Origin of the sequence: Mumia xiangluensis (assembly GCF_010994095.1) — a bacterium.
In the GTDB taxonomy this organism is placed as follows: domain Bacteria; phylum Actinomycetota; class Actinomycetes; order Propionibacteriales; family Nocardioidaceae; genus Mumia; species Mumia xiangluensis.
On record NZ_WJYO01000001.1, the window covers coordinates 371,967 to 385,551 of the forward strand.

General features: G+C 71.1%; 10 protein-coding genes. 1 reads left to right on the plus strand and 9 read right to left on the minus strand.

Going from position 1 to position 13,585, the window contains the following annotated elements; all coding sequences use genetic code 11:
• Positions 1-194: 194 nt before the first annotated feature.
• From GH747_RS01610 to GH747_RS01630, 5 genes are all read right to left on the minus strand, one after another.
• Positions 195-1,337: an acyl-CoA dehydrogenase family protein gene (locus GH747_RS01610; protein ID WP_149767646.1), complete on the minus strand. Its 1,143-nt coding sequence runs from the start codon at positions 1,335-1,337 to the stop codon at positions 195-197.
• A 186-nt stretch (positions 1,338-1,523) separates the two neighbouring features.
• Entirely contained in the window at positions 1,524-2,699 is a 1,176-nt protein-coding gene (locus tag GH747_RS01615; RefSeq protein ID WP_205602716.1) for a CaiB/BaiF CoA transferase family protein, read from the minus strand.
• A 70-nt stretch (positions 2,700-2,769) separates the two neighbouring features.
• Entirely contained in the window at positions 2,770-5,373 is a 2,604-nt protein-coding gene (locus GH747_RS01620) for a DUF4153 domain-containing protein (RefSeq protein ID WP_149767648.1), read from the minus strand.
• Positions 5,370-6,062 (minus strand): response regulator transcription factor, encoded by a 693-nt coding sequence (locus tag GH747_RS01625; protein ID WP_149767650.1) that lies wholly within the window; start codon positions 6,060-6,062, stop codon positions 5,370-5,372. Before GH747_RS01625 ends, GH747_RS01620 begins: the two co-directional genes overlap by 4 nt.
• A gap of 71 nt (positions 6,063-6,133) precedes the next feature.
• Positions 6,134-8,176, minus strand: a complete 2,043-nt coding sequence (locus GH747_RS01630; protein ID WP_149767652.1) for an MSCRAMM family protein — start codon at positions 8,174-8,176, stop codon at positions 6,134-6,136.
• Between the two features lie 163 nt (positions 8,177-8,339).
• On the opposite strand from GH747_RS01630, the gene GH747_RS01635 reads away from it, so the two are divergent.
• Positions 8,340-9,140 (plus strand): alpha/beta fold hydrolase, encoded by an 801-nt coding sequence (locus GH747_RS01635; RefSeq protein WP_205602717.1) that lies wholly within the window; start codon positions 8,340-8,342, stop codon positions 9,138-9,140.
• A gap of 38 nt (positions 9,141-9,178) precedes the next feature.
• On the opposite strand, the gene GH747_RS01640 is transcribed toward GH747_RS01635, so the two are convergent.
• The 4 genes from GH747_RS01640 to narH are packed head-to-tail and all read right to left on the minus strand — an operon-like array spanning position 9,179 to position 13,560.
• A complete protein-coding gene (locus tag GH747_RS01640; protein WP_149767656.1) occupies positions 9,179-10,405 on the minus strand; it encodes an MFS transporter in 1,227 nt (408 codons plus the stop codon).
• A gap of 25 nt (positions 10,406-10,430) precedes the next feature.
• A complete protein-coding gene (gene narI, locus GH747_RS01645; RefSeq protein ID WP_149767658.1) occupies positions 10,431-11,168 on the minus strand; it encodes a respiratory nitrate reductase subunit gamma in 738 nt (245 codons plus the stop codon).
• Positions 11,165-11,893, minus strand: a complete 729-nt coding sequence (gene narJ, locus GH747_RS01650) for a nitrate reductase molybdenum cofactor assembly chaperone (protein ID WP_149767659.1) — start codon at positions 11,891-11,893, stop codon at positions 11,165-11,167. The genes narI and narJ overlap by 4 nt, the downstream gene beginning before the upstream one ends.
• On the minus strand, positions 11,893-13,560 hold the full coding sequence (gene narH / locus GH747_RS01655; protein ID WP_149767661.1) for a nitrate reductase subunit beta: 1,668 nt from the start codon (positions 13,558-13,560) through the stop codon (positions 11,893-11,895). The genes narJ and narH overlap by 1 nt, the downstream gene beginning before the upstream one ends.
• Positions 13,561-13,585: the final 25 nt, after the last annotated feature.

The following is a 13,585-nucleotide window of genomic DNA, read 5'->3' on the forward strand; positions in this document are numbered from 1 at the left end:
GGCGCCGCCGCCACCGGCCGCGCCCCCGGCACCGCCCACCCGGCGCGGCGCCTCGGCGTTTGCCACGCTCGCACCGCAAATGCCGGCCCGGCGCCTCGGCGTTTGCCACGCTCGCACCGCAAATGCCGCCCGTGCACCGCAGATTCAAGGTGCATGAGCGGTATTTGCGGTGCCGGCGTGGCAAACGGAGCAGGTCAGATGCCCATCGTGCGGCCGATGATCTCCTTCATGATCTCGGTCGTGCCGCCGTAGATCGTCTGGATGCGGGTGTCCGCGTACGCCCTGGAGATCGGGTACTCGGACATGAACCCGTATCCGCCGAACAGCTGCAGGCACTTGTCGACCGTCTTCTTCTGAAGCTCGGTCGTCCACCACTTGCCCATCGCGGCATCGGACACCGTCAACGTCCCGGCGTTGAGCTCCATGATCGAGCGGTCCACGAAGACCTGGGCGATCTGCGCCTCGGTCTCGAGCTCGGCGAGCACGAAGCGGCTGTTCTGGAACGACCCGATCGGACGCCCGAACGCCTTGCGCTCCTTGACGTACTCCAGCGTCATGTCGATCACCGCGCGGCACGCGGCAGCGGCGGTGACGGAGATCGTGAGCCGCTCCTGCGGCAGCTTCTCCATGAGGTAGATGAAGCCGTTGCCCTCCTCGCCGAGGAGGTTCTCCTTGGGAACCTTGACGTCGGTGAAGAACAGCTCGGCGGTGTCCTGCGCCTTCAGGCCGAGCTTGTCGAGGTTGCGTCCACGCTCGAAGCCCTCCATGCCGCGCTCGAGGACGATCAGCGAGACGCCGCGCGCACCTGCCGACGGATCGGTCTTCACCGCGACGATCACCAGGTCGGCGAGGATGCCGTTGGAGATGAACGTCTTCTGACCGTTCACCAGGTAGTGGTCACCCTGATCGATCGCCGTCGTCGCGATCGACTGCAGGTCGGAGCCGGTGCCGGGCTCGGTCATCGCGATCGCGGTGATCGTCTCGCCCGTGCAGAACTTCGGCAGCCAGCGCGCCTTCTGCTCGTCGTTCGCGTACGACAGCAGGTAGCCCGACACCAGGTCGTTGTGCAGCGCGAAGCCGACCCCGGTCGCGGCCGCGTGCGCGAGCTCCTCCTCGATGATCGCGTTGAACCGGAAGTCGCTGACGCCACCGCCGCCGTACTCCTCCGGCATCATGAAGCCGAGGAACCCCTGCCTGCCCGCGGCGAGCCACATGTCGCGCGAGACGATCCCGTCCTTCTCCCACTGGTCGTGGTGCGGCTTGATCTCCTTCTCGACGAACGTCCGGAACGCGTCGCGGAAGGCGTCGTGGTCCTCGGTGAAGATGTTGCGCTGCATGGTGCTCCTTGGTGGTGGGTTTCGACTCGCTCCGCTCGCTCAACCAGCGGGTGTCTCGCGTGCTCAGCCAGCGGGTTTCGACTCGCTCCGCTCGCTCAACCAGCGGGTGTCTCGCGTGCTCAACCAGCGGGTGACGGGCTGCTCAACCAGCGGGTGTCGCGTGCTCAACCAGCGGGTGTCGCGTGCTCAACCGGCGGAAGGGTCGGGCTCCTCGCGCTGCACGACGGCGCCGGACTCGATGAGGGCGTCGACGCCGCCGATGCCCCAGGCGGCGAGCGCCTCGCGGGTGTGCGTGCCGGGGTGGGACGGCGTACGGCCGAGTGCCGCGGGCGTACGCGAGAAGCGCGGCGCTGGTGCCGCCTGGACGACTCCTTCGTGCTCGAGGTACGTCCCGCGCGCGGCGAGGTGCGGGTGCTTCGGGGCCTCGCGCATCGGGACGACCGGTGCGACGCAGGCGTCGGTCCCCTCGAACAGGTCCGCCCACTCGGCCTGGGTGCGCTCGGCGAACCGCGCAGCCAGACGCTCGCGTAGCTGCGGCCACGCCCGTGGGTCGTCGCGGTCCGGCAGGTCGTCCAGCTCCAGGAGGTGAACCATCTCCGCGTAGAACTGCGGCTCGAGCGCCCCGACCGACATCCACAGGCCGTCCGAGGTCTCGTACACGTCGTAGAACGGCGCGCCGCTGTCGAGCAGGTTGGTGCCGCGCTGGTCGTTCCAGGCGCCGACCTGCTGGAAGTTCGTGATCATCGTGAGCAGGTGGGCGGTGCCGTCGACGATGGCGGCATCGATGACCTGCCCCTCCCCCGACGTCCGGGCCTCGAGGAGCGCGGCGAGGACGCCGACCACGAGATACATCGAGCCGCCGGCGAAGTCGCCGACGAGGTTCATCGGGATCTGCGGGGGGCCGCCGGCTCGACCGATCGGGTCGAGCGCGCCGGCGACCGAGACGTAGTTGACGTCGTGGCCGGCGCTCGGAGCGAGCGGCCCGTCCTGCCCCCAACCGGTCATCCGCCCGTAGACGAGGCGCGGGTTGCGGGTCAGGCAGACGTCGGGCCCGAGGCCGAGCCGCTCCGCGACACCCGGCCGGAATCCTTCGATCAGGACGTCCGCACGCTCGACGAGGTCCAGCACGACGTCCACGCCGGCCGGGTTCTTGAGGTCGACCGCGACAGAGCGGCGTCCACGGGCGAGGACGTCCCGGTCCTGCGGGAGGACCACCAGTCCTCCCGGTGTCGTGCGGTCAACCCGGACGACGTCGGCGCCGAGGTCGGCGAGGAGCATGGCGGCGAACGGCCCGGGACCGATCCCGGCGAGCTCGACGACGCGGATCCCGGCGAGCGGGCCTTGCTGGGTGGTTTCGGTCACCCCGTGATTGTGACAGCAATACTGTCAGGGTTGTCAAGGCCGCCAGGTACGGCGCACTGGCGGACCCGCGTCAGTCGCTCGCCGGGCACCGCGCCTCGAGCTCTGCCCAGCTCACCGGTGCTGCGATCGAGGTGTCGGCGGCCCGCTCCCGGCCGAGGTTCCACTCGAGCCAGTCGTCGTCGGTCGGCAACTCGTCCAGCGCGCACCCCTGGAGGTCCGGCGGCAGCTCGGCGAGCGCCGGCACGGCGTCCGCGGAGAGATCCCGCAAGAAGGCCCAGTCGACCTTCCCCGTCTCGGCGTACCGGTCGAGGTTGCGCTCGGCGATCCATGCGTCCGGGTTGATCGCCGCCAGTCCCAGCAGCACCAGCGCACCGCTGAGCAGCGCGAAGCGCGGCAACCAGGCCGCACGGAGCGCGATCCCACCGACGAGGACCGCGATCACGAGCAGGCCGAGCCACGCCTCGAAGACGTCCACCAGCACGCGCAGCTGCGTGAACCCGTACGCCTCCTGGTAGATGTGCATGCGGTACAACGCCGACGCGACCACCACGAGGGTCTGGGCGCACAGGAGCCCGAGCGTGCTTCGCAGCCAGACCCGGTCGGCCACGCTGGCCCGCGGCGCCCGGCGCGTGGCAGCCCAGACGACGACCAGGGTCAGCGCGGTCGCGACCGTGAGCTGCCCGAAGCCGCGGTGCACGTACTCGGCGTACGTCAGGCCGGTCGTCTCCTGCAGGTAGTCGTGGCCGCCGAACACGACCGTCGCCTGAGCGATCAGGAAGACGGCGAACACGAGGTTGACGACCAGGACCGGCGTGAGCCACTCGTAGCGCGCCGCGGTCGGGCGCACCGCGACGGCGGACTGGTCCACGGCGGGAGGGTTGAGCGCGACGTACGCCGCGGAGAGCACCATGCCGCCGACGGCGATCGCGACGAACCCGCGCAGCACGGCCGTGTCGAGGGTCAGGTCGGGGACGAGCCCGCCGAGCCACTCGGCGACCAGGGCGTCGGCGGAGACGAAGAGCGCCCCGAAGACGACGAGTGCGAGGACCGACCACACCAGCGTCCGGAGCAGCGCCACGCTCCCCTGGCCGAGCCCGGTCAGGGCCCCGAGAGTGCGACCGAGCCACGGCAGCCCGCGCAGGCCGGCGAGCATCCACGACAGGCCCGAGACCAGGAACCCGGGCAACGTCCGGGCACGAGCGGAGGCGCAGACGCAGACGGCGCCACCCGCGAGGAGACAGAGCACGACGATCCACTCCGCGGCCCGTACGACGCTCGTCGCGGCGAGCAGGACGCAGATCCCGGCGCACGCGGCGACGAAGGGGTCGCGGCGGTCCCGGTTCGCCGCGAGGATGACCGCGCCGGCGGCGAGCAGCACCAGGAACGTCCCCAGGCCGAGGTTGCGGAACGGGAGCACGATGGCCGCCAGGACGCCGACCGCCGACGCTCCCAGCAGGATCGAGAGCCGCGCCGGCGTTCCGCGCTCGGGCCAGTAGGTGCCGAACCAGTCGTCGAGCAGCGGCTTCGGTGGGACGACGATCGGCGATGCAGAGGCAGGCACCGGGGCCGACCTAGGTGTCGGGTACGCCGGCGGTTGCGGCTGGCTCTCGGGCGTGGGGACTGGCGGCGGTACGGGCATCACGTCCTCCTGACGCGGAAGGGGGCGGTCGTGCGGTTGGAGCGGCAGGTCGACCCGCACGCGGGCGCCGTCGGCGCCGGGCTCGGGGTCGACGAAGCGGATGGTGCCGCCGTGGAGGTCCGTGACCCACCGGGCGATGGCGAGTCCGAGCCCGGTGCCACCGGTGCCGTCGGTCGCGCTCAACGTGCCGAACGGTTCGAACACGCGTTGACGGTCGGACGGATCGACGCCCGGTCCGCGGTCGTGGACCTCGAGCCGGTAGCGGTCGCCGGTGCGGGACGCGGCGACGGTGACCGTCTCCCCCGCCGGGCTGTGACGCGAGGCGTTGTCGAGCAGGTTGGACACCAGCTGGCGCAGCCGGGCCGGGTCGGCGTGCACCACCAGGTCGTCCGGCTCGACGTGCACCTCGTACGAGACGTCGCGTCCGAGGACCCTGCTCTCGGCCACGGCGTCGTCAAGGAGCGCTCGCACCTCCACGCGCTGAGGGGTGAGCGGCGCCTTGCCCGCGTCGACGCGCGCGAGGTCGAGCAGGTCCTCGACGAGCCCGACGAGCCGCTCGGCCTGCGCCAGCGCGGCGGCGAGCGAGTCGGGATCACGAGGACCGACGCCGTCGACCAGGTTCTCGAGGACCGCGCACAGCGCCGTCAACGGCGTACGCAGCTCGTGGCTGACGTTCGCGACCAGCTCCCGTCGCTGCTGGTCGACCTCGGCGAGATCGCGCGCCATCGTGTTGAACGCCCGCGCCAGCTCGCCGACCTCGTCGCGCGAAGTCGCGGTCACCCGAACGGAGTAGTCACCCACCGCCATCCGCCTCGCGGCCGCGGTCATCTCGCGCAGGGGCGACGTCATCCCGACGGCCAGCAGCTGCGTGACCGCGAGCGCAAGCACGATCGTCACGGGGATGCTCAGCCACGCCGGGACGCCGCCGGCCCTGCCGAGGGACGCGACCACGAGAGCGACCGCGACGCTTGCGACGACGAGCAGGCCGAGCTTGACCTTGAGGGACGTCAGGCCGGCCAGCGGCTGCGCGGTCACGACGCGTCTCCGGTCTCGAACGCGTAGCCGACGCCGTGCACGGTCCGGATCCGAGCGGCCCCGATCTTCGCGCGAAGCCCCTTCACGTGGCTGTCGACGGTCCGGGTGCCGGACGCGCCGGACCAGCCCCACACCTCGGCCAGCAGCTTCTCCCTGGTCACCACGGCGCCCGGCGAGCCCGCAAGGCAGAGCAGCAGGTCGAACTCGGTCGGCGTCAGCTGGACCTCGTCCTCCCCGCACCACACCCGCCGCGCCGCCGCCTCGATCCGGATGTCCCCGAGCTCGAGCGCCCGCCGGCCGGCCAGGTCCGAGGCACGCTCGACCCGACGCAGGAGCGCTGCGACCCGAGCGACCAGCTCACGCATCCGGAACGGCTTGGTCAGATAGTCGTCGGCACCCACGCCCAGGCCCACGAGCACGTCGGCCTCGTCGGCTCGCGCGGTCAGCATCAGCACCGGGACGGGCCGTACGGCCTGGATGCGCCGGCACACCTCGAGCCCGTCGAATCCCGGCAGCATGACGTCCAGGACGACCAGGTCCGGGGTGTTCTCGACGAACGCGGTGACCGCCGACGGACCGTCGGCGGCGCGGACCACGTCGTACCCCTCGACGTCGAGGCGGTCAGACACGGCCTGGTTGATGACCGGGTCGTCCTCGACGACGAGGACCCGACGGCTGGGGTTGCTCATGCTCGAATGCTAGGAGCGCGAGTGGCAAGGATGCGGGGACGACGTGTGAAGGTTCTGTGCAGGTCGCGGTGTCAGTCGACCGCGTCACCGCGTGAGCGCGACCGCGCCAGCCGGAGCGAGACCGCCCCGATCGCGGCGAGCAGGGCACCGAGGACGACGGTCAGCAGCGCCGTACCGCCGGTGTCGGGGAGCCCCGAGCCGCCCGGTGGCGCATCGGCGGGCGGGGGCGGGTCAGTGCCAGGACCCCCGGCGTCCGGCGGGTCCGACGTACCCGTCGTGCCCCCGGGCGCGGTCGGCGACGGCGACGTGGGCGTGGTGGGTGTCGGCGCGACCGCGCGCACGACGAAGTCCTGCCCACCGACGATCTCCCCGGCATCCGTGATGGTCAGGGTCCGGGTCGCCTCGCCGACCACCTCGTAGCCGTCGGGAGCGGTGACGTCGAGGGTGTACGTGCCGGGCGGCAGGTCCCCGCGGTAGAAGCCGCCGTCCTCGTCGGTCGTCAGGGTCACCGGATCACCCGGGCCGTCGACCACCACCGTCACGCCCGGCAGCGGCTCGGCGCCGTCGGTCACCCGTCCGCCGAGCGCGCCGGGCCGGGTGAGCGCGAAGTCCTGTCCCGTCACGTCGTCGGCGTCGACGACCACGCCCTCGATCGGCGGCTCGGCGTCGTACCCCTCCGGAGGCACGACGCTGATCGTGTAGCCGGAGCCTGCGGGGACGTCGGCGAACTCGTACGTCCCGTCCGCTCCGGTCACGGTCGAACGCGGCGGACTCCCGTCGCCGAGGTCGAGCTCGACGACGACACCCGCGAGCGGGCTCCCGCCGCCGGTGACGGCGCCGCCGACCGACGACGGCGCCTGGAGCACGAAGTCCTGGCCGGTCACCGGCGCGTCGTCGATCGCGAACGCGGGACGCTGGGTCGTCCCGGTGTACCCGGGCGGCGGGTCCACGGAGACGACGTAGCCGTCGCCGATCGGGTTGTCGTCGAGGAGGTACCGGCCGTCGCCGTCGGTGGTCGTGGTGACGGTGCCCTCGGGACCGTCGAGGGTGACCGTGACGCCCGCCAGCGGTTGCCCGTCGTCGTCGACCACGCGCCCCGAGACGGGGTACGGCACGATCTCTCGTACGCCGAACGCCGGGACGGTCACGTCCTGACTCGCGTCGGCGGTCTGCTGGGCTGGCCCGACGACCGCGCAGCCCTCGGGCGCCTCGAGGATCACGCGGTAGCCGATCTGGGAGGCGACCTCACCGAACGAGTACGCACCGTCGTCGGACGCCGTCGTCGTCGCGACGTCACGCCCGTTCTGGTCCACCAGCCGCAGCACCGTCCCCCCGACCGGGCACGCCGCGCCGCCGGTCGACACGTCCGACACCGTTCCGGCGAGCGTGTGGGTGCGGTTGAAGAACCAGGTCTGGTACGCCGGCAGCCCGGCGCGCTGCCGGAAGGTCAGGCTCAGCGAACGGATCCGTACCGCCGGCTCGAACCAACCCGTCGCGCCAACCGTGTCGAGCGCCTGCGGGTTGCCGGTGAGGGTGCGCGTCGCCGGGTCCCAGGTCGGCACGTCGCCGATGCTCGCCGTGCAGCCACCGGGACGGGGGGTCCCGAAGGAGCAGACGTTGAACGCGCCCTGGAAGCCGAGCTCCGCACCCGTGGCCTGGCGGACCCCGTCGCCGTCGGCGACCACCGCGCTGATCGTGACCGCGTCGGCATCGACGTCGCTGAGCGCGAAGCCCCACTGCTGCGCGGGCGTCGGGCTCTCGAACGCGTACGTCGTCACCGACGGCGCCGTGGCGTTGTCCGCGCGCGGACGGAGGACGACGTACGACGAGCCCTGGCTCGACCCGTACGCCTGTCCGACCGGGGTCGCGGCGTTGAAGAACGCGCTGCTCGCGATGCCGACGGTGCCACCACGCGAGTCGGACGTCATCGTCGCGGTGGGGAACGCGGCGCCGGACAGCTGCATCGTGGTGCGGTAGGCGTTGGCGCTCCCCTCGAACGACCCCCAGCTTGCGAACGCGGTCGCGACGGCGCCAGCAGGCCCTCCGGTGGCAGCGACACCGACGAGCAGGGCAGCCACGAGCGCGACGAGGGGGACCCGAGGACGGGACGGCATCCGAACCTGCCTTCCAGAAGACGGTGCGCTTCGGCAGATTAACCCGAGTTGTCCGGATTTGCAGGGCAGATTTCAGACCCTGACGGTCTCCCCGGGCGGCGCGCGTGCGTTACGATCGCGATCGTGACACGCGTGATGTCACATGGAGCCGACAGGAGCACCCGTGAGCGAGATCGTCTACAGCCGCAACGGATCCGGTGAGCCCGTGGTCCTCGTCCACGGCATCGGTCACCGCAAGGAGGCCTGGCGCCCGGTCGCGACCCGTCTCGCCGAGACCCACGACGTCGTCGCGATCGACCTCCCCGGCTTCGGCGCCTCACCCGCGCTCACGAAGAGCCGCCGCGACGGGATGGACGACTTCGCGGACACCCTGGAGACGTTCTTCGCCGAGCTCGGCATCGAGCGGCCGCACATCGTCGGCAACTCCCTCGGCGGCGCCATCGCGCTCGAGCTCGCCGCCCGTGGCTCCGTCCGTACGGCGACCGCCCTCTCGCCCGCCGGGTTCTGGACCGAGCCGGGCCGCGCCCGCGCGTTCGCGCTGCTGCTCGGGCTCAAGATGACGTCGGCCGCTCCTGAGCCCGTGGTCCGGCGCATCGCGACCCGACGCTGGTCGCGTGCCGCGGCGATGTCGACGCTGTTCGCGCACCCGGGGCGCATCGACGCCGACGACTTCCTCGGAGACACGTTCGCGCTGCGCGACTGCACGGCGTTCGGACGGGTGCTGCGCGCGGGTACCCGCTACAGCTACCGGGCGCGGCCGGTCGTCCCGACGACCGTGGCGTGGGGCACCAAGGATCGGATCCTCGTCCCGTCCCAGGCCGAGGAGGCACGCCGGCGCCTTCCGCACGCGACGCACGTCCCTCTCCCCGACTGCGGCCACGTGCCGATGATCGACGCGCCCGACCTCATCACGCGGGTGATCCTGGACCGCACCCGCAGCGTCGACCTGGTGCCCGCCGCCTGACCGCTTGCAGTGCCCACCACGCAGACGGCCCGGCGCGGTCAGGCCTTGCGGCGACCCCCCGTACGCTCGCGCAGGCCGAACACCGTGAACAGGAGCGCCGCGACCGCGGTCACGCACAGCAGGAGCAGCCCGATCGTGTACGTCTGGTCCTCCTCGTTGTAGGTCGCGCCCATCACCAGCGGCGGGAAGAAGCCACCGAGGCCGCCGGCGGCTCCGACCAGGCCGGTGACCGAGCCGGTCTTGTCGGCGGGTGCGCGCTGAGCGACCCACGCGAACACCGAGCCCGAACCCAGACCGAGGAACGCGGCCATCAGGACGAAGGAGATCCCCGCCGGCCACTCCGGCTCCGGACGCAGGGCGAGGACGACCGCCATCACCGCTGCACCCGCGAGCGAGATGATCGTGACCAGACGCGGCCCGACCTTGTCCGACAGCGTCCCGCCGATCGGCCGTGCGATGACGGCCGCGATCGCGAACCCCGCCGTACGCTCGCCCGCCTCCGTGAGGTCGTACCCGTAGGTGACGACGTCACCGAGGTACGTCGGCAGATAGGTCGAGAAGGCGACGAACCCGCCGAAGGTGACGGCGTACAGGATCGCCATCTGCCACGTCACCGGCTCCTTCAGCGCCGACGCCAGCTTCGGCCCGGCGGGCTCCGTCGACGGGGTCCATCGCGGCGAGTCCCGCATGAACGCCCAGCAGATCGCGGCCGTGACCAGCAGCGCGACGGCGATGATCACGTGCGTCGTCACGTAGCCGAAGTTCTCCACGAAGCGGGGCGTGAAGAACGACGACAGCGCGGTGCCGCCCATGCCGGCTCCGAACAGTCCCGTCGCGAACCCCTGGCGCGGCTTCTCGAACCACGCCTTCACGGTCGGGATGCCGACCGCGAACGTCGTGCCTCCGATACCGAGGAAGAAGCCGAAGAGGATCATCAGCGGGTACGAGTTCGCCTCGCCCGCGACCGCGACCAGCACCACGAACGGCGCCGTCATGACCAGCAGCACCGTGAACAAGAGCCGTCCACCGAAGCGGTCGGTCAACGTGCCCGCCGCGATCCGGCCGAGCGAGCCCACGATCACCGGGACCGCCACCAGGAACGACTTCTGCGTCGCACTGAGGTCCATGTCGACGGCGTAGCGGCCCGCCAGCGGGCCGATCATGTTCCACGCCCAGAAGCTGATCGCGAACGCCCAGGTGGCGAGGACCAGGTTGCGGGTCTGATCGGCCTTGACGAGCGCCGGGCCTTCGGTGGCGGTGGTCATGTGGTCTCCCCTGGTTCGAAGGGCATCAACGGTCGCGGTCCCGCGTGCCGACCGGGTCCCACCCCGGGCGCGCGGCGCGGGTCCCCGGGACGTCGTCGCGGCTGCGATAGACGATGTAGGGACGGAACAGGTAGTGCAGCGGCGCGGTGAACGCGTGCACGAGCCGCGTGAACGGCCAGATCGCGAACAGCGCCAGGCCGACGACGACGTGCACGTGGAACGAGGTCGACGCCGCCGCCATCGCGTCGACGTCGGGCTGGAGCACCCACAGGCTGCGGAACCACGGCGACACCGTCTCGCGGTAGTTCGTGACGTTCGGGTCGAAGACGCTCACGACGGTGGTCGCGAGCCCGGCGACGATCGCCGCGACCAGCACGACGTACATGAGCTTGTCGTTCTTCGTCGTCGCCATGAACACCGGGCCGGTCTTGCGACGGCGGTAGATCAGCAGCGCCACGCCGGCGAGGGTCGCGATCCCCGCGACAGCGCCGAGCGACAGCGCCATGACGTGGTACATGTGCTCGCTGACGCCGATCGCGTCCGTCCACGACTCGGGGATGACCAGGCCGATGAAGTGCCCGACCACGACCACGAGGATCCCGAAGTGGAACAACGGGGAAGCGATCCGCAGCAGCTTCGACTCGTACAGCTGCGACGAGCGCGTCGTCCAGCCGAACTGGTCGTAGCGGTAGCGCCAGATCAACCCGCCGAAGAACACCACGAGGACCAGGTAGGGGTAGACACCCCAGAGGACGACGTTCACTGGGAGCCTCCCGCGGTCTCGTGCATCGGCAGCAGACGCGGGTCGTACGCGTCGAGCCCGACGGTCTCCGTCGGAGGGGGCCCCGCCATCGCCATCGCGGCCGCCTGGTCGCGCGGGCCCGGCCCGTCGTAGGCCGCGCACACGCCGCGGAGGACGTGCACCCACGGTGTCCCCGTCCCGGTCACCTCGTCGTCAGCCGGGAGCTTCTCGAGCGCGAGACGCAACAGCTCGACGCTCGGCCGATACTGCTCCAGCAGCGCGACACCGCGTCCCGGGTCGTGGGCGGCGAGCTCCAGCACCATCGGAAGGTAGTCCGGGAGCTCGCCGCGCGTGTCCACGACCAGGCCCGAGTCGCGGTAGGCCTGCTTGAACTCGGCGAGCACGGCACCGCGGCGTCGGGTGTCGCCGTCGGTGAAGTACGAGAGGTAGAGCGGGTGCTTGCGGTCGAGGTCGAACACCTCGACGTAGCGACGCGCGAGCGCGTCGACGGGCGTGCGCTCGGCGACGTCGAGGAAGGCGAGCAGGTGGCCGGCGGCATCGGTCTCGACTCGCTTCGCCCGCTCGACCAGCGGTGGTCGAGCGAGCTTCTTGGGTCGGGCGAGCCCCCGAGTCGAGACCTCCTCCAGTGCTGTCCGCACCAAGGGCAGGCGCTCGTACGTCGCGGGCGTCGGGTACGCAAGCAGGATGGCCGCCGCACGGTGCACGACCCGGGCGTCCTTCGTCATCAGCCCTCATCTCCCTTGCCGGGGAAGAGCCCGTCGGGTGCACCGAGACCGTCCCAGTTGAGCAGGTTCACCTGGCCGCTGCGTTGCGGGTCCGGCGCCGCGATCGTGTCGGACTCCTGCCGCTGCTTGAGCGCGTGGAACGTCTCCACCGCCATCGGCACAGGCCGTCCGCTCGCCTCACCGACCGGGCCCGACTCGTACATCCCGGGTCCCTCGTCGAAGTCCAGCGAGCACCCCATCTCCTCGAGGTCGTGCGCCTGCTCGGTGTGGGCCGTCGGGATGACGTACCGCTCGTCGTACTTCGCGATCGCCATCAGCCGGTACATCTCGTACATGGACTCCTCGGTCATCCCGACCGAGGCGGGGATCGAGTCGTCCGGGTCCTTGCCGAGGTTGATGCCGCGCATGTACGACCGCATCGCCGCGAGCTTGCGCAGCACGTCCGTGACGACCTCGGTGTCGCCGGCGGTGAAGAGCTCGGCGAGGTACTCGACCGGGATCCGCAGCGCCTCGATCGCCCCGAAGAGCGTGCCCGCGTCCTCCGCGTCGTGCCCCTGCTCGGCGAGCAGGTCGACGATCGGCGACAGCGGCGGGACGTACCAGACCATCGGCATCGTGCGGTACTCCGGGTGGAGCGGCAGGGCGACCTTGTACTTCTTCGCGAGCGCGTAGACCGGCGAGCGCTGAGCCCCGTCGATCCAGTCCTGCGGGATCCCCTCGTTCCGCGCCGCGGCGATCACGTCGGGGTCGTGCGGGTCCAGCATCAGGTCGAGCTGTGCCTCGTACAGGTCCTGGTCGTTCTCGACCGACGCCGCCTCGGTGACGCGGTCGGCGTCGTACAGGAACACGCCGATGTAGCGCAGCCGGCCCACGCACGTCTCCGCGCACACCGTCGGGATGCCGACCTCCACGCGCGGGTAGCAGAAGGTGCACTTCTCGGCCTTGCCCGACTTGTGGTTGAAGTAGATCTTCTTGTACGGACAGCCGGTGATGCACTGGCGCCAGCCGCGGCACCGGTCCTGGTCGACGAGGACGATCCCGTCCTCCTCGCGCTTGTAGATCGCGCCGCTCGGGCACGACGCCATGCACGACGGGTTGAGGCAGTGCTCGCAGATCCGCGGCAGGTAGAACATGAACGTCCGCTCGAGGTCGAAGCGGATCTTGTCCTCCGACTCCCTGCGGACCTTCTCGACGATCGGGTCCAGCATCGCCGCCGACGGACCGCCGCCCAGGTTGTCGTCCCAGTTCGCCGACCACGTGATCGCCATGTCCTCGCCGGTGATCAGCGACTTCGGCCGGGCGACCGGGAAGTCGTCGCCCAGCGGGGCGCGGGTGAGGTTCTCGTAGTCGTACGTCCAGGGCTCGTAGTAGTCCGACAGCTCCGGCTGGACGGGGCTCGCGAAGATGCTCAGCAGCCGCCGCGCGCGCCCGCCCGTCTTCAGCGAGATGCGACCGCGACGGTTGCGCTCCCAGCCGCCCCGCCACTTGTCCTGGTCCTCGTAGCGCCTCGGGTAGCCCTGACCGGGCCTCGTCTCGACGTTGTTGAACCAGACGTACTCGACACCCGCGCGGTTGGTCCACGCCTGCTTGCACGTCACCGAGCACGTGTGGCAGCCGATGCACTTGTCGAGGTTCATCACCATCGCGACCTGCGCCATGACCTTCATCTCGTCGCCACCTCCTCAGTCTGTG